General features: G+C 58.7%; 27 protein-coding genes and 1 tRNA gene. 5 read left to right on the plus strand and 23 right to left on the minus strand.

The features are described 5' to 3' along the window. Positions 1-24: 24 nt before the first annotated feature. Entirely contained in the window at positions 25-1,839 is a 1,815-nt protein-coding gene (locus tag HDEN_RS07505) for a PHA/PHB synthase family protein (protein WP_013215548.1), read from the minus strand. A gap of 384 nt (positions 1,840-2,223) precedes the next feature. On the opposite strand from HDEN_RS07505, the gene HDEN_RS07510 reads away from it, so the two are divergent. From HDEN_RS07510 to HDEN_RS07530, 5 genes are all read left to right on the plus strand, one after another. Continuing rightward, positions 2,224-3,450: an LL-diaminopimelate aminotransferase gene (locus tag HDEN_RS07510; RefSeq protein WP_013215549.1), complete on the plus strand. Its 1,227-nt coding sequence runs from the start codon at positions 2,224-2,226 to the stop codon at positions 3,448-3,450. Positions 3,451-3,459: 9 nt separating this feature from the next. Further along, entirely contained in the window at positions 3,460-4,785 is a 1,326-nt protein-coding gene (locus HDEN_RS07515; RefSeq protein ID WP_013215550.1) for a homoserine dehydrogenase, read from the plus strand. Positions 4,786-4,827: 42 nt separating this feature from the next. Continuing rightward, on the plus strand, positions 4,828-5,826 hold the full coding sequence (glpX, locus tag HDEN_RS07520) for a class II fructose-bisphosphatase (protein ID WP_013215551.1): 999 nt from the start codon (positions 4,828-4,830) through the stop codon (positions 5,824-5,826). A gap of 111 nt (positions 5,827-5,937) precedes the next feature. Then, on the plus strand, positions 5,938-7,788 hold the full coding sequence (recJ, locus tag HDEN_RS07525) for a single-stranded-DNA-specific exonuclease RecJ (RefSeq protein ID WP_013215552.1): 1,851 nt from the start codon (positions 5,938-5,940) through the stop codon (positions 7,786-7,788). Positions 7,789-7,934: 146 nt separating this feature from the next. Beyond that, positions 7,935-8,009: transfer RNA gene (locus HDEN_RS07530), tRNA-Glu, on the plus strand. Here the strand turns inward: HDEN_RS07530 and HDEN_RS18625 are convergent. From HDEN_RS18625 to HDEN_RS07620, 22 genes are all read right to left on the minus strand, one after another. Continuing rightward, positions 7,961-9,196 (minus strand): tyrosine-type recombinase/integrase, encoded by a 1,236-nt coding sequence (locus tag HDEN_RS18625; protein WP_013215553.1) that lies wholly within the window; start codon positions 9,194-9,196, stop codon positions 7,961-7,963. The genes HDEN_RS07530 and HDEN_RS18625 overlap by 49 nt on opposite strands. After that, complete coding sequence (locus HDEN_RS07535) at positions 9,193-9,462, minus strand: helix-turn-helix transcriptional regulator (protein ID WP_013214153.1); 270 nt, start codon at positions 9,460-9,462, stop codon at positions 9,193-9,195. Before HDEN_RS07535 ends, HDEN_RS18625 begins: the two co-directional genes overlap by 4 nt. Before the next feature lie 6 nt (positions 9,463-9,468). Next, the gene (locus tag HDEN_RS07540) at positions 9,469-9,660 is read right to left on the minus strand and encodes a hypothetical protein (RefSeq protein WP_013214154.1); all 192 of its coding nucleotides are present in this window, start codon (positions 9,658-9,660) and stop codon (positions 9,469-9,471) included. Positions 9,661-9,709: 49 nt separating this feature from the next. Continuing rightward, positions 9,710-10,219: an HNH endonuclease gene (locus tag HDEN_RS17935; RefSeq protein WP_013214155.1), complete on the minus strand. Its 510-nt coding sequence runs from the start codon at positions 10,217-10,219 to the stop codon at positions 9,710-9,712. Positions 10,220-10,223: 4 nt separating this feature from the next. Then, positions 10,224-10,571, minus strand: a complete 348-nt coding sequence (locus tag HDEN_RS07545; RefSeq protein ID WP_013214156.1) for a hypothetical protein — start codon at positions 10,569-10,571, stop codon at positions 10,224-10,226. Positions 10,572-10,583: 12 nt separating this feature from the next. Then, positions 10,584-10,838, minus strand: coding sequence for a hypothetical protein (locus tag HDEN_RS07550; RefSeq protein WP_013214157.1), 255 nt, complete (start codon positions 10,836-10,838; stop codon positions 10,584-10,586). A 251-nt stretch (positions 10,839-11,089) separates the two neighbouring features. Further along, entirely contained in the window at positions 11,090-11,326 is a 237-nt protein-coding gene (locus HDEN_RS07555; protein ID WP_013214159.1) for a hypothetical protein, read from the minus strand. Further along, entirely contained in the window at positions 11,316-12,044 is a 729-nt protein-coding gene (locus HDEN_RS18150; RefSeq protein WP_013214160.1) for a hypothetical protein, read from the minus strand. The genes HDEN_RS07555 and HDEN_RS18150 overlap by 11 nt, the downstream gene beginning before the upstream one ends. Further along, on the minus strand, positions 12,041-12,301 hold the full coding sequence (locus HDEN_RS07565; RefSeq protein WP_013214161.1) for a hypothetical protein: 261 nt from the start codon (positions 12,299-12,301) through the stop codon (positions 12,041-12,043). Before HDEN_RS07565 ends, HDEN_RS18150 begins: the two co-directional genes overlap by 4 nt. Positions 12,302-12,443: 142 nt before the next feature. Then, positions 12,444-12,794, minus strand: a complete 351-nt coding sequence (locus HDEN_RS07570) for a hypothetical protein (RefSeq protein ID WP_013214163.1) — start codon at positions 12,792-12,794, stop codon at positions 12,444-12,446. Beyond that, positions 12,795-13,112 (minus strand): hypothetical protein, encoded by a 318-nt coding sequence (locus tag HDEN_RS07575; RefSeq protein WP_013214164.1) that lies wholly within the window; start codon positions 13,110-13,112, stop codon positions 12,795-12,797. Then, the gene (locus HDEN_RS07580; RefSeq protein WP_013214165.1) at positions 13,109-13,354 is read right to left on the minus strand and encodes a hypothetical protein; all 246 of its coding nucleotides are present in this window, start codon (positions 13,352-13,354) and stop codon (positions 13,109-13,111) included. Before HDEN_RS07580 ends, HDEN_RS07575 begins: the two co-directional genes overlap by 4 nt. Then, positions 13,348-13,782, minus strand: a complete 435-nt coding sequence (locus HDEN_RS07585) for a hypothetical protein (protein WP_013214166.1) — start codon at positions 13,780-13,782, stop codon at positions 13,348-13,350. The genes HDEN_RS07580 and HDEN_RS07585 overlap by 7 nt, the downstream gene beginning before the upstream one ends. Positions 13,783-14,178: 396 nt before the next feature. Further along, complete coding sequence (locus HDEN_RS07590) at positions 14,179-14,934, minus strand: hypothetical protein (protein WP_013214167.1); 756 nt, start codon at positions 14,932-14,934, stop codon at positions 14,179-14,181. Then, positions 14,931-15,305, minus strand: coding sequence for an HNH endonuclease (locus HDEN_RS07595; RefSeq protein WP_013214168.1), 375 nt, complete (start codon positions 15,303-15,305; stop codon positions 14,931-14,933). Before HDEN_RS07595 ends, HDEN_RS07590 begins: the two co-directional genes overlap by 4 nt. Then, entirely contained in the window at positions 15,302-15,460 is a 159-nt protein-coding gene (locus HDEN_RS18315; protein WP_013214169.1) for a hypothetical protein, read from the minus strand. The genes HDEN_RS07595 and HDEN_RS18315 overlap by 4 nt, the downstream gene beginning before the upstream one ends. Beyond that, a complete protein-coding gene (locus HDEN_RS07600) occupies positions 15,457-16,101 on the minus strand; it encodes a lambda exonuclease family protein (protein ID WP_013215555.1) in 645 nt (214 codons plus the stop codon). The genes HDEN_RS18315 and HDEN_RS07600 overlap by 4 nt, the downstream gene beginning before the upstream one ends. Further along, positions 16,098-16,814, minus strand: coding sequence for an ERF family protein (locus HDEN_RS07605; RefSeq protein ID WP_013214171.1), 717 nt, complete (start codon positions 16,812-16,814; stop codon positions 16,098-16,100). The genes HDEN_RS07600 and HDEN_RS07605 overlap by 4 nt, the downstream gene beginning before the upstream one ends. Then, positions 16,811-16,981 carry a hypothetical protein gene (locus HDEN_RS18320; protein WP_013214172.1) on the minus strand — a complete coding sequence of 57 codons (171 nt, stop codon included), beginning with the start codon at positions 16,979-16,981 and terminating at the stop codon, positions 16,811-16,813. The genes HDEN_RS07605 and HDEN_RS18320 overlap by 4 nt, the downstream gene beginning before the upstream one ends. Continuing rightward, entirely contained in the window at positions 16,968-17,378 is a 411-nt protein-coding gene (locus HDEN_RS07610) for a hypothetical protein (RefSeq protein WP_013214173.1), read from the minus strand. Before HDEN_RS07610 ends, HDEN_RS18320 begins: the two co-directional genes overlap by 14 nt. A gap of 325 nt (positions 17,379-17,703) precedes the next feature. Then, positions 17,704-17,910 carry a hypothetical protein gene (locus HDEN_RS07615; RefSeq protein WP_013214175.1) on the minus strand — a complete coding sequence of 69 codons (207 nt, stop codon included), beginning with the start codon at positions 17,908-17,910 and terminating at the stop codon, positions 17,704-17,706. After that, positions 17,910-18,278, minus strand: a complete 369-nt coding sequence (locus tag HDEN_RS07620) for a hypothetical protein (RefSeq protein WP_013214176.1) — start codon at positions 18,276-18,278, stop codon at positions 17,910-17,912. The genes HDEN_RS07615 and HDEN_RS07620 overlap by 1 nt, the downstream gene beginning before the upstream one ends. Between the last annotated feature and the right edge of the window lie 188 nt (positions 18,279-18,466).

Below are 18,466 nucleotides of genomic sequence, written 5' to 3' on the forward strand. Positions count from 1 at the left end.
GAAGCCGGCCAGCTTGCCTTGACATTAGCTCGCCTTGACGTAGGAGCCCGGCGCATCCTCGATGACGCCGAGCTTTTTCCCCGGAGCGCGCGCCTCGATCCAGCCTCCGGACTGCTGCGACAGCCATTCAATCCAGTAGGGCCACCAGGATCCCGGCGTGACGGACGCTGACGTCTGCCAGTCGGCAAGGTTCGCCATGTTCGTGCCCTTCGTCCAGAACTGGTATTTGGCCTTGCTCGGCGGATTGATGACTCCGGCAATGTGGCCCGATCCTGCGAGCACGAATTCGACCGGGCCGCCGAGCATCTGCATGCCGCGGAAAACCGATGCCGCGGGCGCGATGTGATCCTCGCGCGTCGCGACCGAGAAGATAGGCAGCTTGATCTTGCCGAGGTCGAGCTTGATGCCGCCGACGTCCATCTCACCCTTGGCAAGACGGTTCTCGTTATAGAACTCGCGAAGATAGAATTTGTGATTGGCGGCGGCCATGCGCGTCGAGTCCTGGTTCCAGAACAGGAGATCGAACGGGAAGGGCTTCTTGCCGAGCATGTAATTGTTGATGACGTACGGCCAGATCAGATCGCGCGGCCGCATCATGTTGAAGACGTTGGCCATGCGTGAGCCGTCGAGAAAACCCTTCTCGGTCATCAGGGCGTCGAGGCTGTCGAGCTGGTTGTCGTCGGTGAAGAGCAGGAGATCGCCGGCGAGCGTGAAGTCGACCTGTGTCGTCAGCAGCGTGCAGCTTTTGAACGGCTCTTCGCCACGCTGCGCGAGGTACGCAAGTCCCGTCGTCAGCGCCGTGCCGCCGACGCAATAGCCGAGCACGTTGATTTTCTCGACGCCAGACTCCTGTTTGACCGCGCGGACCGCTTCCAGGATGCCTTCGAGAATGTAGTCTTCGAACGTCTTTGCAGCGAGCTTTTCGTCCGGATTGACCCACGAGACGACAAAAACCGTGAAGCCCTGATCGACGACGTACTTGACGAAGCTTTTCTGGCTCGTCAGATCGAGGATGTAATATTTGTTGATCCACGGCGGGATCATCAAAATCGGGCGCTCACGGACCTTATCCGTCGCGGGCACATACTGAATGAGCTGCAACAACTCATTCTGGAAGACCACCTTGCCGGGCGTGGTGGCGAGGTTGCGGCCAAGCTCGAAAGCGTTGGCGTCCGTCTGACTGATTTTCATCAGATCGCCGGACGACCGCAAATCCTCGGCGAGAAGATTGGCGCCTTCCAGGAGATTGCGCCCGTTCGTCTCGATGGTTTCGCGCAGGACTTCCGGGTTTGTCGCGAGGAAGTTCGTCGGCGAGTAGGCGCTCGTCAGCTGGCGAAGGTAGAACTCGGCGCGGTGGCGCGCTCGCTCATCGAGACCCGGCGTCGTCGCCAATTGATCCTCGGCCCATTTGCACGCCAGCAGATAGGCCTGCTTGCAAAAATCAAAGAAGGGGTTGGCGCTCCACTCGGGATCCTTGAAGCGATTGTCGGTCGAAGCTGGTTCGATCAGCGGAGCGATCGGCATGCCCATGGCGCGCGCCAGGACGTTGTTCCAGAGATTGGCGAACTGGCCGAAGAAGAGTGTCTGCGCCTCCGACAGCTTCACCGGATCGGAAAGCCATGTCTGCGCCAGCGACGTCAGCGTCTCGGTCGCGGCCGAGAACTCGCTCGCGGACGTGTACGGGCCGACCTTCGCGTCCGGGCGCTCGGCAAGTTGCGCGAGCGCAATGCTGCCCCGCTCGTAGGCGCGGAGAAGGTTCGAAGCGAACTCTTCGGGGTTGGCGATCAGGTAACGCGACAGGAACGGAGGGATTTCGGGCTTGAAGCTGTCCTGGGGCATGGCGGCGTTTAAATGCTTTCCAAAATGCGGCGCCGACAGTTCAATCTGCTGCCGGCCGCAGCCATTTCACCTTGGGTAGAGTGCCCCTCGGATGGGGAGCGATCAAGTCGAATCACGGGTGCCCGATATAGCCTCTAAGTAGGTGGGGGGCGGGAAAAATCAAACTCGGTTGCGGCCGTTTTTGCGTTGCGAAGGTGCCAATCTCATGACTTCCGCACCGTTTCCCAGGTCGTCGCCCCGCGGCACTGGACGGAGCATGGCGGGCGAGCGTAAACAAGGCGGCGATCGGCGCACGGTCTTCGTTAACCGATCCCGGGTTCATCCCTAGTGCAAAAGCGAAATATCTGTGACGCCGGTGACGAACGGCGTCGAGGGCAAAGTCTGTTGAGCGAAGATTTTCACCGCATCAAGCGCCTGCCGCCATACGTTTTCGCGGAAGTGAACCGTTTGAAAGCCGCCGCGCGTGCGCGTGGTGCCGACATCGTCGATCTCGGCATGGGCAATCCCGACATGCCGACCCCGCAGCACATCGTCGACAAGCTGATCGAGACGATCAACAAGCCGCGCACGCATCGATATTCGGCGTCGAAGGGTATCCCCGGTCTGCGCAAGGCTCAGGCGGCCTATTACGAGCGCCGCTTCGGCGTGAAGCTCGATCCGGAAACCGAGATCGTGGCGACGCTCGGTTCGAAGGAAGGGTTCGCGAACATCGCGCAGGCGATTGCCGCGCCGGGCGACGTCGTGCTCGTTCCGAACCCGACTTACCCGATCCACGCGTTCGGCTTCATCATCGCCGGTGCTTCGATCCGGCATCTGCCCGCCAACAACGGCGAGGACTTCCTGCGCGCCATCGATCATGCGGTGAAGCATTCGATCCCGAAGCCGCTGGCGGTCGTCATTTCATTTCCGTCCAATCCGACCGCGATGGTCGCCGACCTCGAATTCTACAAGGACGCAGTGGCTCTGGCGAAGAAGCACGACATCATCGTGCTCTCGGACATCGCCTATGCCGAGCTTTATTATGACGGGGTGCCGCCACCTTCGATCCTGCAGGTTCCGGGCGCCAAAGATGTGTCGGTCGAGTTCACGTCGCTGTCGAAGACCTACAACATGCCGGGCTGGCGCATGGGCTTCGCGGTCGGCAACGAGCGGCTGATAGGAGCGCTGGCGCGCGTCAAATCCTATCTCGATTATGGTGCGTTCACGCCGATCCAGGTGGCGGCTGCGGCGGCGCTCAACGGCCCGCAGGATTGCGTCGACGAGATCCGCGCGATGTACAAGAGCCGCCGCGATGCGCTGGTCGAAAGCTTCGACCGCGCCGGGTTCCACGTTCCCGCGCCTCCGGCAACGATGTTCGCCTGGGCGCCGGTTCCGGAGAAATACAAGCACCTGGGCTCCGTCGAATTCGCCAAACTGCTGATCGAGGAAGCCGACGTCGCAGTTTCGCCGGGCGTCGGGTTCGGTGAATATGGCGAAGGCTTCATCCGCATCGCGCTGGTCGAAAACGAACAGCGCATCCGCCAGGCGGCACGATCGATCAAAAAGCTGTTCTCTGAAACGTCTCAGGCCGATCAGCGCGCCGCTCCCTCTCAGAAATCCGCATCACGATAGTTAGTGAAAATGGAACCCCTTAAACTCGGTATAGCCGGAGTTGGCACGGTCGGTGGCGGCCTGCTGGAACTTCTCACGACCAACGGCGCGCACTTCGCGAACATCGTCGGACGTGAAATCCGCGTCACCGGCATTTCGGCGCGGAGCCGCGAGAAGGTTCGCAACATTGCGATCGACGGCTATCAGTGGTTCGACGATCCGGTGGCGCTTGCCAAGGACCCGTCGAACGATGTCTTCATCGAATTGATCGGCGGCGAGGACGGCGTCGCGAAGGCGGCGGTCGAGGCGGCGCTGCAAGCAAAAAAGCATGTGGTGACGGCCAACAAGGCGCTGCTCGCCAAGCATGGCATCGCGCTCGCCAAGCTCGCCGAAAAGAATGGCGTCTCCTTGAATTTCGAGGCGGCGGTCGCGGGCGGCATTCCGATCATCAAGACGCTGCGCGAAGCGCTGGGCGCGAACCGAGTGCGGCGCGTCTACGGCATTCTGAACGGCACCTGCAATTACATCCTGACACAGATGCAAAACGACAAGCGTCCGTTCGCGGACGTTTTGAAGGAAGCGCAGGCGCTCGGATATGCCGAGGCCGATCCGACGTTCGACATTGGCGGTTTCGATACGGCGCATAAGCTCGCGCTGCTGACCAGCCTTGCGTTCGGCACGAAGGTCGCCTTCGACCAGATCCATGTCGAAGGCATTCAGACGATCACGGAAGCCGACATCGAGGCAGCCGACAGTCTTGGTTATCGCATCAAGCTGCTTGGCGTGGCGTCTGAATCTGAAACGGGCATCGAAGCGCGCGTGTCTCCGGCGCTCGTGTTCAAGGATTCAGCCATCGCGGAAGTCTCGGGCGTCACCAACGCCGTCGCCATCGAGGGCGATTTCTCGGGCAGCGTCCTGCTGGTCGGGGCGGGCGCGGGCGCGAAGCCGACGGCATCCGCTGTTGCCGGCGACATTCTCGATGTCGCGCGTGGGTTGATCGTGCCGCCGTTCGTTACGCCGGTCGCCAAGCTCAAGACGCACAAGCGCGCCAAGCTCGATCAGCATTATGGCTCCTATTACGTCCGCCTGGCTCTCTACGATAAGCCGGGTGCGATGGCCGCCGTCGCCAAGAGCATGAGCGATCAGGCGATCTCGCTCGAGAGCATCGTGCAGCATCGGCCGCAGACGCTTCACGCGCCGCGCACTGCTCCGCAGCGATCGAAGGACAAGGCACAGCCGGTCATCATCATTACGCATGAGACGACCGAAGAGGCGATGCGCAAGGCTTTGGCGGCGATCGAGAAGGACGGCAACGTCACCGAAGCTCCGCAGATGATCCGCATTGAAGAGCTGTAGAATTCGAACATTTGGCCAAGCATGGTCCGGAAGGATGAGAATATGAGCAAGACGGAGCAATCGAACGGGCACGGTCCGGGGTTGGAGCGCATCCTCGTTCTGGAACTCGCGCGCGTGACTGAGGCGGCTGCTATCGCAGCAGCGCAGCTCCGCGGACGCGGCAACGAGAAGGCTGCCGACAAGGCCGCCGTCGATGCGATGCGCCGGGAGCTTGGCCGCGTCGAAATCCAGGGCACCGTCGTCATCGGCGAAGGTGAGATGGACGAAGCTCCGATGCTGTACATCGGCGAGAAGGTCGGCACCGGCGAGGGTCCGGAAGTCGATATCGCCGTCGATCCGCTCGAGGGCACGACGATCTGCGCCAAGGCGATGCCGAACGCGCTGGCCGTGCTGGCTATCGCCGAGAAGGGCGGCTTGCTGCACGCGCCGGACATGTACATGAACAAGATCGCGGTCGGACCGGGCTATCCCGACGACATCGTCGATCTCGATGCGACGCCCGCGGACAATCTCAATGCGCTCGCCAAGGCGAAGGGCGTGCCGATCAACGAAATCATGGCCTGCATTCTCGATCGTCCGCGTCACGCGGAACTGATCCGGGCCGTGCGTGAAGCGGGCGCCGGCGTGCAGCTCATTCCCGACGGCGATATCGCGGGCGTCATCTGGACGACGGACCCCAAGGAAACCGGCATCGACATCTACATGGGTTCCGGCGGCGCGCCCGAGGGTGTGCTCGCGGCGGCGGCGTTGCGCTGCATCGGCGGACAGATTCAGGGCCGTCTGATCCCGATGAAGGACGAAGAGCGCATTCGCGCCGAGAAGATGGGCATCAGCGACATCAACCGGAAGTTCCGTCTGCAGGACATGGCGTCTGCCGACGTCGTGTTCTCGGCGACGGGCGTCACCGACGGCTCGCTGCTCAAGGGCGTGCGCATTCGCGGCGATTTCGCCGAGACCGAGACGGTCGTCATGCGCTCCAAGACAGGCACGGTCAGGCGGATCAAGTCGACGTTGCGCAACGTCGGCGCACGCTTCATTTAGCCTGTAAGCTGCCGTTTTCTCTGTGTTTGTGCTGTGGGCGATTGCCGCCCGCGGCAGCACGCGCATGCGAATCGACATACAACTTGGCGACGGAAAGCAGAGGGGGCTCCGGTGCGCTCAACAAGTCTGGCGAAGGCGGCAATAGAGAGCCAGGACGACGGCGGCGCGTTTCTCGGCGTGCGCTCGAGTGCGCGCGGCTTCCAATGGCGCGAGCGGCTGCGGCCCGAGTTGAAGTCGCTCGCGACGGCGATCGGCCAGCATCACGGCTTGCCCGAAATGATCGGCCGCATTCTCGCGGCGCGTAACGTCGGGTTGGACGCCGTGCCGGGCTTCCTCGATCCGACGCTGAAATCGTTGATGCCCGATCCGAGCGTGCTCCGCGACATGGACAAGGCGGCCGCGCGACTCGCAGACGCGATCGAAGGCAAGCAGCGCGTCGCGATCTTCGGCGACTATGACGTCGACGGCGCGTGCTCGTCGGCGCTGCTGCATCGCTTTCTTTCGCATCATGACGTGCCGTCGCGCATCTACATTCCGGACCGGCTGTTTGAAGGCTACGGGCCGAACGTCGGCGCCATCGAAACGCTCGTCAACGAAGGCGCGAAGCTGATCGTGACCGTCGATTGCGGCACGACGAGTTTCGAGCCGCTAGCTGCGGCGCGCAAGCTCGGCGCCGATGTCGTCGTCGTCGATCACCATCAGGCCGACGAGCGGCTTCCCGATGTCGAAGCGGTCGTCAATCCGAACCGCCAGGACGATATTTCGGGGCAAGGAATGCTGTGCGCCGCGGGCGTCGTGTTCCTCGTTCTCGTTGCGGTGATGCGCGAGTTGAGACGGCGCGGCTTTTACACCAGCGTGCGCGAGCCGGATCTGCTGGCATCGCTCGATCTCGTGGCGCTCGCGACCGTCGCCGACGTCGTTCCGCTCGTCGCTCTCAACCGCGCCTATGTCAAAAAAGGTCTCGCGGTGATGCGTGCCCGCGAGAATGTCGGTTTGACGGCGCTGGCCGATGTCGCAGGGCTGACGACGCCACCAACACCCTATCACCTCGGGTTCATTCTCGGACCGCGCATCAATGCAGGCGGGCGCATCGGCAATGCGGCCCTCGGCGCGACTCTGCTTTCAACGAGCGACACGGTCGAAGCACAGAAGATCGCCGAGCTTCTCAATCGCCTGAACAAAGAGCGCCGCGACGTCGAAGCGATCATGCTCGAGGAAGCGCTCGCGATCGCCGATCAGCAGGTGGCCGACGATCCCGCGCGCGCGATGGTCATCGTCGCGTCGGAGACATGGCATAAAGGGATCGTCGGGCTCGTCGCCAGCCGCCTGGTCGAACGCTTTCGCAGACCCGCATGTGTCATTGCGTGGGAAGCAGAAGCCTCGCGTCCGAACGAGGGAACGGGCTCGCTCCGATCCATACCGGGCGTTGATCTCGGCGCGGCCGTGCGTGCGGCCGTTTCTGCTGGGCTGCTCGTCAAGGGAGGCGGCCACGCGATGGCGGCCGGATTGACGGTCGGACGGAACAATCTTGCGGCGCTCGAAGCTCATTTTCAGACGCAGCTCAGGACGGCGACCGTCACAGCGAACGAAGCCGCAGGGCTCGATATCGATGCTGCGCTCGTCGCGTCGGGCGCCACGACCGAGCTGATGGATATGATCGAGCGCGTCAGTCCGTTCGGGCAGGGGAATCCCGACCCGCGCTTCGTGTTCCCTGCCCATCGGGTGAAGTTCGCGAAGGTGGTGGGGGATGCGCACGCTCGGGTGCTGATCGAGGGCGGCGACGGCGCGCGTCTCGACGCCATCGCGTTCCGCGCCGCAGGCCAGCCGCTGGGCGATCTGCTGATGTCGGGCGGGGGAATGCCGCTGCACGTCGCCGGGCACCTCCGGCGCGATACCTGGGGCGGGCGCGACCGGGTCGAACTTCAGATCGAGGATGCGGCCGATCCTCGCCGGCAGTCCTGATTTAGGGCCTGATTTGCGGCTTGGTTTCGGGCCTGATTTTGAGGTCCGGATCGAACGCCATCCTGTCGCAGGAACGTGCCGATGAGCCGCGCTTGCCAAGGACGCCCGAAGCCGATTATAGGGTTGCCTTTCCAGGCGGTGGCCACGCTCCCTTCGTCTATCGGTTAGGACGTCAGATTTTCAATCTGAAAAGACGGGTTCGACTCCCGTAGGGAGCGCCAGCGGCACCGGCCGCATCTGATTTCGCTGGCTTTTTCTTATTATTTGTCCCACTAGATTTTATATCTGGGATTGGTGGGACGCTTTCTCCTGCCTGGACACCCTTTTCCAAGAACGCCATGCCCAAGGCCGCCATTTTTTTCCGCTCGGCGGCGCGCGTATATATCTCGGCCTCCGCCAAGCTTCGCCAACCGAACATAGCCATCAACTGATGTGCCGTGGCGCCGGCTTCCGCCGCGCGCGTTGATCCAGCTTTACGCAGCCCGTGTGCGGAGCATTGTGGCAGACCAGCCTCGATGCATCGGTCGTGAAACCAGTTCCCGAAACCGGCGATCGTGAAGGGCTTACCGTACTCAGTCAAAAGGTAGACCATGTCACCGGTGGGCCCGGCCTGTATTGCGGCGGCAAGCGGCTGCAGCATGGGGATGTGAATGATGGTGGGATACCGGTTCCGGTTCTTGTGGGCCGTCCATCGGAGAGAATCACCTTGTTCGTGCTGCCGGCCAAGCTGCACCGCATCCGATCTCCGGGCGCCGGTATACAGCATAATAGATAGGGCGAGGTGCGCCTTAGTTCCTAACGGATGGCGGCGCTGGAACGCTTCAATCTCATCCGGTAGCCAAGTGTGGTGACCGTTCGAGATCAAACGAGGTTTAGTTAGGCTGATCGCGGGATTCGCAACGCAATGCTTTTTGGATGTCGCCCATTTGAACATCGGCCGAAGTGCCTTGACCCGGTCTGTTGCGGCACCCGGCAGAGCCTTCTTGCGGTCGCGCAAAACTTCTAGGTCCGACAGTTTAATGCGGTCTAGAGGGAAGTTTCTGAATGTCTCAGCGGCCTCCTGAAAAATCGGCTCATTCAGCATCGATTCGAGTACGCGTGCTCTCGTGCGCTGTGTCGACGGATCGAGATTGGAGAAATCCTTCGATGCGCGGAAGGCCGTGACGAGCCACCCTAGGGTCCCTGGTACCGCGCTGACTGATGTCTTCTCGGCTTCTTTATAGCAACCCGTCGCAAACTGCTCGATGAGGGAGCTATAACGTTCTGCAAACTCGGGCGACGTCGGTCTCTCTCGGAGACGGATCTTCCGATATCCCGGATACCGAAAATAGATGCGCACATTGCCGTGCCTGTCGGTATCCTCGACGAGATACCGGTATCCGATGCGCATGTCCGCCCCCACGGTCATACGGCGGCGCGGTCCCAGATGTCACCAAGAGAATCACGATCGCCATCGGTATCGGGCAGAGCATCGAAGTAAGAGTCAAGCTTGCGGAGATCCCAGACGCGGCGGCCCCCTATAGGTTTGGGCTTAGGCATTAATCCGTCATCGACCATTTTGTCGAACTTACCGGGACTTATGCCGATGTAAGTCGCGGCTTCCTCGCGCGACAACCCGCGCGGCGCCAGATTGGCCGGCAATCTGCTCAGGCGATCAGCGCGAGATTTCGTCATCTCCCCTTACTCCTTCTCCCTCTCAAGCAACTGCATCGGTGACCTTGCCAATATCTGTTCCGCAAAGTTGCTGGTCCTCACCGTTATGGCCCCGTCATCGCCTTTGAAGCTGTTGGGATCAGCAAGAATAGAAAGTCCGTCTCGAAGGTGCTTTATCTCTGCCTCTAGAAGCGCTGTTTGGTTTTCGATTTCAGTCATTCTTCCCTCTCAAGTCCTGGATGTGAGTGGTGTAGTGAACGGATGGCTTTCACTCAGTCCTCGCGAACTCACCATGGTATTTTTGTGAACCTGCAATGTAGGCTGCGTGAGCTTGTTCCGGAGTGTCAAAGTAGCCAAGGCCGATTGATCTGCCGTGCACCCGGATCTGAGCACGCCAGCAGCTTCGGCGCGCAAAGAAACTAACTCCCTTAAGTCCAGAGGTATTGTTGCGGCGTTTGCGGGAATTGCATTGATTTTGTGTTTGGGTCGCTTCGCGCAAATTCGCGAACCGATTATCATCTCGAATGCCATTGATGTGATCTAGCAGTGCATTCGGCCATTTCCCGGTCATATATAGCCATGCAAGCCGGTGGGCGAGATACATGTGGCCGCCTACTTTTATGTTTCGATATCCGCAACTCTGTTGAGAGCCCGCTATCATGCCAATCCGGACAGGTCGAGCGACGCGGACCTTCCAAACGAACACACCACTATCAGGATTATAGTGGAGGACTTCTCGCAATTGTTCGGCGGTAACTGCGCAGAATTTCTCGCTCACCAAATTATTCTCCCAAAATCCTGAGAGCTTCTACCTTTGCTTCACGAGCACGACGGAGATCCTTGGCTGTAAGGTCGGAGCCAAGAAGAATGAGACGGATCTCTTCGTCGTCGACTTCCGCAGTATCAAAGCCGTCGATGCATTCTTTGAACGGCTCTACCGCTTTCATCAGTAGGTCTATGACTTGCTGCTGGCGCTCGATGATCTGATCTCTCGTTGGCTCGAAGCCGTTTGCAAGCCGTGCTTCGTACGACAGGCAATCAGGCCAATAGAGGTGGTCACACGATCCGGATGGGTTGCGGACGGCTTTTGGTCCGCCGCAGTGAGCGCAAGTGTCTGTCGCTTCTTGCATTGGGCTTAGTCCTCAGAATGGAATCTTTGCGTCTTCGTCGAAGTCGCCTCTGTTCAGTTCTGTGGCAGGAGGCCCGTTGTGCCTGCGCATGGCGGCATCAGCGATCTGCTTCGCATTCTCAGGGTGTAAAAGGCCGCGTTCGCAAAGCATGTTGATCACGTCCCATCCACTGAGCGGATAATCTTGCGCCGCCCAATCGGCCAGTTCTTCGGCCAGCGTCCAGATCGGGCTTGGAGGGAAGTCGGATTTTGTTTCGCTGTTTCCCATTCTCTACCCTTCCTTAGACTGGGTGATGTTAGGAACCGGGACCATTTTTCCGGCGTCGGGGTTTTCGTTTTCTAGTTCTGTGAGATGCTGTGCAAACCACTCGTCCTTGCAGATTGGGCAAAAGATCTTGAGCGTCGCACCGATCTTTGGAGCCGTCGTCTCAAGAACGTAATTATGCTTTTGGCACCTGTAGACGTACGGAGACCGCTTTGGCGCCGACTGTTCAGCTGGAAGAGTGTCGGAATTCTTTGTCATCCCGCTTTCTCCGTATGCTTTGCTTCTTCCTCTCCGTCGCCCATAGCGTCGGCGGCATCGCTCGCCATATCCGAGAGATTTCTGAGTGCCACATGCAGCATTTCAGTTGCCACGTCGGCGTCTTTTCCGCTGCCCTCAACCGTCGCGTCAATTCGAACCGAATAGTCGCCCTGAGAAAGCCGCACCCGCACGAACGTATCGCCGTTCGGATATTTCCCGACTTCAGCTGGCATCAGCTTTCTCCTTTGCTTCTTCCTGGGCAATGAGGGCGGAGACGGCGCTTTCTTGGATTCTCGCGGCCCAATCGAGTACTATGGCTTCGATTGCAGCATTTTCGAAATCTCGCTTGGCGCAATTCACGAAATAGCAAACGAAGCGAACGTTATCTTTCGTGTAACCTCTAGCAGGGTCGATCCGATCAATTGAGGGTGTAGTCGGGAATGGCTTCCCTCTGTTCTGTCCACGGCCTGGAGACATGACAACGCCAGTTGCGGGGCATCGTGGGTCCAACCGCAGACGCTCGACCTGTTCGAGCGTCCATGCATGATCTAAATCGAATTCCATGCCGAGTTTCCCGGCGCGACGGCGCGCAGAACTAACTTTGTGGACGATATCTTTTCGCCAGTCTGATCGCGTCAGCCGATAAGTTTCAATGTCCTTCTGGCGGCGCTCCTCTAGACGTTCCATGCGCACCCTGGCGCATGTCGCGCGGTGTTTATCCGTATTTTTGGCATAGTATCTCTTGTGTCTGGCTCGTTCTTTGTCGGGGTTGTTTTGTCGCCATTTTCGACGGCGCTCTGTGTCGTGTTGATAACGTTGCTCGACAGTAAATCCAGATAAATTGGTTCGTGTTCTTCGGGGTTTTGAGCGTGACGCATCCGTCTCAACGGCGCTTGCTGAGTCCTCACGTATGCGCTTCTGTAGGGAGCGGAGGGATTCTAGGTCGGTCATTTCGACGCCCTCAAGCAATTGCGAACAGCATCCATTTTTAGTTTGTTCTCGATGGCCGCAATGATCTCGCGCCCGCGTTTTCCGGTTGGTGTGACCTCGCGCATGAACGCGTTGGTTATGTACCAACATTCTGCCGTCCGCTTGGCCGTCCACCATTCTACGCTCGATGCGCTCACCTCGAAGTAGTCGGTTCCCAGAGTCCGCACTCGGAGAGCGGACTGCTTCTGCAAGGATTTGAGTGTGGGGAGGTCGGTCATATGTCGAACTCCCAGTCACGCATCGGGTCGACGGTGCCAGGGACCATGAGGCACTGGAAATAACGAGCGCTCGGATCGACCGGTAGGCTGCTGCAATACGATACGCGCCTGATCTTGAATTGCGCCGTATACAAAATGAACATCACGAACCCCAACGTTCAGATGCCACCACGCGCAGTCCGTGTGGATTGTGCGACGCCGATTTCACTTTCTTGAGTTTGACAAAAAGCCATTCGTCATACGATTTTCCGTCGTCATCTTTGGCGTCTTCGAACTCAGCCGACCAACCCTGCGATACACATGCGCGCTCGATGACGACACGATTTGCGGAATGAAATGTGCCTTCGATCTCGGCTTCAGAGCCACTCGTCATGCGCTGCCAGAGCTGGCCGAATTCGCATCCGTGAACAAAAGCGTGTTCTTCAGGCATTGTCCCGTAGAGCCCGGAAAAGCTGACAACGAGATCGTATGCGGTGTTGTTAGCATTTTCCATCTATTCACCCCCTCGTTCAGATGCTTCAAGAGTGGTGCGGGCTTCGTCAATCGCGTGGTTTACTGATATTCCAAGATCGACGTGCGCGCGGCTTTGGAGCGCTGATGTCCTACGCGCTAAATCCCGCATCGAGATCAGCGCGTCTTTTGCCTGTTTCAGCGCCTTTTCAAGCTCTGCTATACGGGCGCTTTCGGAGGATGAGCATGATGTCCGCACACGTCGCTTGATTTCATCGCGTTCAGCCGCGGTGAAGTATTTGGCGATTGCGGGGCCATCGATGAACACCTCGAAATAGTCCTCGTTGATCTCAATGCTCATGACTTACCTCGCGTCATCAGAGGATCGATGAAGCACGCCGCATAAGAGTGCGCGCGCTTGTAGCAGTCCCATTGGACGGTAACAGTCCCCGCATAACCAGCGGGCGATACATTGCTGACGGAAACGACCGTGCCTCTGTTGACGCGTTTTTGCACGATGTGCTGCACGCGCCCGTACTCCGATGGCACGACGCGACTGCCGACTTTGAATTGCTTCTTCATCAGGAGGATGTCGCTCAGCATGACTTGCTCTCCGAAAGAAGGGTGCGGATGATCGTTGCAATGCTCATGCTGGCGTCCATGACTGCGCTCTCATAATGAGTGCGCGCTGTGTCGTTCGGGTATTCAAGCAGGCGCATGTCACACGCTTCAGCAATCGCCGCGCATTCCTCTATCGCAGCCGCGCGCACGGCGTCGATTTGGTCGTCGAGCCCCTTACCGAGTTGTTCGAGCGCTCTTGCGGCATCGCGCTTGTAGGCGTCACGATCGGTTCTCGCCTCATCGAGTTTCGTTTTGAGGTCGGCGATCTCGAAACCCTGATTGACGCAAGTTTCATTCAGCGCAGCGACGGTTCCGTCACGCACTTCAGCAGCCCGTTTCACGCCATCGAGTTGAGCGCGAAGGGACGCGATCTCGGCGTCTTTGGCTTCGATCGCAGTCGGTTTGCGCATGCGGGACTTTGGCGATCCAGGCTCAAAGCGCCAGCCGCATTCAGGGCACGATAGAACCCCGTCTGAGCCACGAACAAGCGTCCCGCGACATTCGTCTTGATTAGGTGTCCCGCTCACTTCACCGCTCCATTAGTAGAGGGGGCTTCAACCGTGCCACTGCCTCCGCAATCGGGACACTCGGCTACGGCTTCATCACCTTTGTCGCCGGTCCGAGGGTTCAAATACCGATCCCAATCGGTGACAATCTCGCCGTTCCCTTGGCAGCGTTCGCACGTCATCCGCGCACCTTTTCATCTGTAGAGGGGGCGCTGAGAGCAGCGCGGTTTTTGTGCTTGCAAAGACAGCATCGACGCCCAGGCCGACACCAGCTTGTCCAGCATCTAAAGCGGCTCGACATCACAGCACCTCATCAGTGCTGAGCTTCCCCGCTTCGCTTGAAGGCTGAGAGGAAGTATCGGATTTCAAGCTGACGCCATCGCGCTCGGCGTCGTTCGAGAAATTCAACTCGGCAGAACACATTCTGCGAAAATGTTCGATGCGATCCGCAGCTACCTTCAACGCCTCGAAGGCTCGTCGCGTCGCCTTCGTGCGTGAACCACACTCATCTGCAAGCAGATCGCAAATGCCCATTGCTGATGAAAGTCCCGCACGATAAGCGCCAACAAATTCGGTGCCGCGAGATCGGTAGCTCTCGAAATCGCGAAGCAGGAGTGCCTCTTGCTCTGATGGCAAGGTGACTTTCTCGGACAGAGCAGGTGCACTGGCGTCAGCTTGATAGGAATCACTTCCTGAATGATGCCGATCGTTTACAGGGAGGGTGGAGAGAGCGGTGTCGATCTTCTGGATTATGGCGTGCTTGTCAGGATCAAATGCCGGGTCATCGATCCCTAGCCGAACAGCGGTCCAACACATTCGACGCGCTTGTTGTAGCGCCTCTCTCATTGGCTCATAGGCGTTGCAGGCGGTGACGATGAAGTGAGCGTTGGCCGCATTTTCCTCGGGCGGACGCAAATTCGAAACGACGGCTCCGATCGCCAGGCGATCCGCCGGATGATGAATGTTGTAATCGCCAAACTGATCAGGCCCCTCGATCGTCCAAGGTCCCGCAGTCCTATCTTCTGTCGGCATTTCTTCTTTATCGGGTGTGGTCATGACTCGTCCTCTTGGCGCTCGTATCGTCCAGCGGCCCAATTGAATTTCGTTCCCGGCTTCTTTGAGAGAGCCGACTTCTTACGCATCGATTTCGAGATGATGTGCTTGGCGGCCATGCGTCGTCCGTGGCCAGCTGTAGCGTGATCGTGAGCGTCCTTCTTCGGCTTGCACCAGGCGCATGTGAGCGTCAGATTTGACCAGTCGTTCGTGCCGCCATTCTCAAGAGCAAGCGCGTGCTCCACGATCCAGTCATCAGCCGGCATGAGCTTGCGCCCACATTGACTGCACACGCCGCCGCGTTCGAGAAACAGCTTCGCCGCCTGCTGCTCTGTCAGGAACTTGCGCGGCTCATGGTGCCAGGGTGATCTCACAGCCCTGCTTCCTCATTCACATTGATAGCAATCGTCTTCACGATCCTTGGTCGGATTTCGGAATCGTTCTGAGGCGCAACAGCTTTTGAAATAAGAACCGCAGCCACAACGAAGATGAGAATGAGCAGGCATACGCCCGTGGCATCGGAGGTCATTCGGCGGCCTCGCGACTTAGGTATTTGTCCGAAAGCGTCGCGATCGTTTTGTCGATCTCCGCAAGGAACAACCGGGCCTCGCGCTCCAACTCCGCGATAAAGCCGTCATCGCGGGGAACGCGCTGAACGAACATCTGCATTTCTGCCGGCAGGCGCGGGTCGAACGAAACGAAGTCGCACCAAGCCCGGCCGCAGCAAGCCATCTGCCACTGCATCTGCTTGATGTATTTGCCTTCCACATCCTCGCTCAGCAGCGTTTCAATGTGCGTCGCGGTGTTGGGGCATTTGATTTCGATGAGGCCGGCATCGCCAACAAGACCATCCGGAGAAGCGTGGCTCTTGTTGATGGACGGATGCAGGACGAGGCCAACTTGCTGAACGGCAACGTCGCGCATGAATTCATACATTGCGCGCGCCTGCGGCTCGGTATCGTGTCCCCACTGCATCGCGGCGTTCGTGTAGGACTCTTGCGGGGTTCCGGTCAGGCGTTCGCAAACGATACGGGCAGCTAGGTTGAACCGCGATGCGCCCCAGCCTGTTCGCGTCTTGGCGACCATATCGGCAATGCTCGAGGCCCCAAGGTTTCCGCAGCGCGCCGCCAGCCACTCCGCGCTATTCTGCTCACAGTCGATGACGTTCATTTGGAAACGTCCTTCTTCTTTTTGGAGAGAAGAAGGGCTTTCGCCTTCCCGAAATCTGCGGTGGTTATATCGGATAGACTTTCGACCTTGCCGATCTCGAGGAATTTGGCGATGTCAGTCTTTGTCTCGGTGATCAGTGCGGTCAGTTCCTCGACCTGCTCATCACTGATAAATGAAACCACGCCAGAAGCGTTTCCGTCGTCATCGCGATTACCTTCCTTGGTGGCAATGCCGGTGACCGCCTCGAACGTCGCGAGCTTCAAATAGGTCAGCGTCGATTTGATTTGCTGCAGCGGGTTCTTCGCGCCCGATGTATCCGGAGTTCCGACAAGCGAGACGCTCTCCGAATGACCAGCGACATGCGTTAGGATGCAGGTGACGCGGATGCCGTTCGACTGATCAAACTGCCAGTCGGCGTCCAGACCATGTTTGCTCAGCGCCTCATTGACGGCGTTGACGACGCTCCCGATCGACGCGTATCGGGAATTATATTGATTGTTCGTTTTGTCCTTCGTGATCACCGGAGCGGACGCTTTGAACGCGGCCTTGGCTTCGATGAATGCCTTCTTGGCTTGCGCTTTCTCCCACCGATCATTTAGATCCATGAGACGTTCGAGCTTGTCGAGGCTGTCACCGCGGGTAATGGCGGAGTTTAACATCTCCATTGGCGTGATAGCGACGGGCGTTTGAGTTATTGTTGCGAGAGCGCTCATCCGACATTCCTCCCTGCCGATGTTTGACGATTGATGTTCGAGAGCCGCTGAACGACGACGGTGGCTTCAGCGGAGCTTCGACGTTTCAACTCAGTGAACATTCGCTCGATCTCGCGCCGGAGTTCGAAGTTGGATTGCATGTTCTTGGCGTAATCAGTCAGTGCCATTGGAGGCCTCTTTCAGGTCTTTGTTGCGCACGAGTTCGTCGAGGCTTCTCACGCCCTCGAACACGCCAAGATCAACTTGCTGGCGGAGCGCGCGATACTGAGCCCGCAGCCGATCATCCTTGGCCTGCGCCAGGGCAACTTCAGCCTTGGTAATCTCTGCTTCGAACTCGGTTTTGAGAGTTTCGAGATAAGCTTCCGCTTCCGCCTTCGCATCTTCGTAAGCCTTCTTCAGGCGGTCACACTGGCATTCGAGATCAACGACGGTTGGCGTTGAATCGAGTGCGGCGCGTGCAAGGCTGTCGAGTGAATGCAGCGGACGGATATTGCTTGTCGGCTGCGTCTTGGATGCGCGTTCGAGCAGTTCTCGAAACGATGACTTTGCGAACGACGGCAGCATCTAAAATCCCCCTGAAACGTACAACAAACCCAACGCAAACCACCCGAATGCACTCGCTAGAATTGCGAGGCCCAAGGCCTCCCACAGTCGGCGGTCGATCATTTTATCCTGAGTAGTAGAGGGCCATTCCCATGACACCGATGGCCCAGAGCACGAGCAGTGTTATTCCGAGATCGAACTTTGAAAGCATGACGAACTCCACATTGAACTCAGCGACGGTTGATGAAGATCGCGACAGCCCAACAGAACGCCATGGTGTGAGCGACCGTAACGAAGATCGAGAAGCCAGGGTTCTGCCGGACGAATTCGAGGAAGTGTTCGAGCATCACGCGATGTCCTCAGCGATTGCCCGGACCTTGCTTTGAATTGCCTGCGTCTTGTCGAAGAAGAAGTCGTCGACGACCTGCTGCAACTCACCGGCAAGCGTGCGTTTGTCAGCAGTCGGAGCAAACGGAATGAAGTGCTCGGCAAGGTCGAAGCACTTGCTGTCGATTGCCGGACGGCGTTTGAAATCGAATTGAAGAGGGAGCATCAGGCGACCCTCCCGCGGAGAGTGCGATGGGTTCCCCACTCGGAACGGGGCGACCAGACCTGCTCAAGATTTGAAACCGCGTGATCCGTAACGGCGTCGGTGATCTCGTCTTTGCAATCGACTTCGAGAACCTTGGCCAGCGCCTTCACGGCGCGATCTGTCAGATTGTCGGTAACGGCGTGGGAGTTCGGAACGCGGTATGTAATGCGGTCATCGCCTTCGCCGAGCCATTCCCGCGATATGAAGATGATCGTTCCATCGGTCTCGATGTGAGCTTCACCGCCCCACATCATCTTGAGGCCATCGACCTCGAATTCCGTGTCGCAGAATGGAATGGCTCGGATGCCATAGCAGTCTCGGGTCTGCATTTTGTAATCCCCCCTAAGTGCCGGGCGAGACAGAGGACAGTGTCCCTCTCATCCACTGGCCCACCCGGCTTCGATGCTCATGCCGCCCCCGCTTGGATACGCACGGCACGAGATTGGAAATCTGCTGACCGCTGCCCCAGTGGCGGTTTGCTAAGACGGTGGGAACACCCCAGGGCAGCGGTATCGAC

The sequence above is a fragment of the Hyphomicrobium denitrificans ATCC 51888 genome, from assembly GCF_000143145.1.
Taxonomy (GTDB): Bacteria; Pseudomonadota; Alphaproteobacteria; order Rhizobiales; family Hyphomicrobiaceae; genus Hyphomicrobium_B; species Hyphomicrobium_B denitrificans.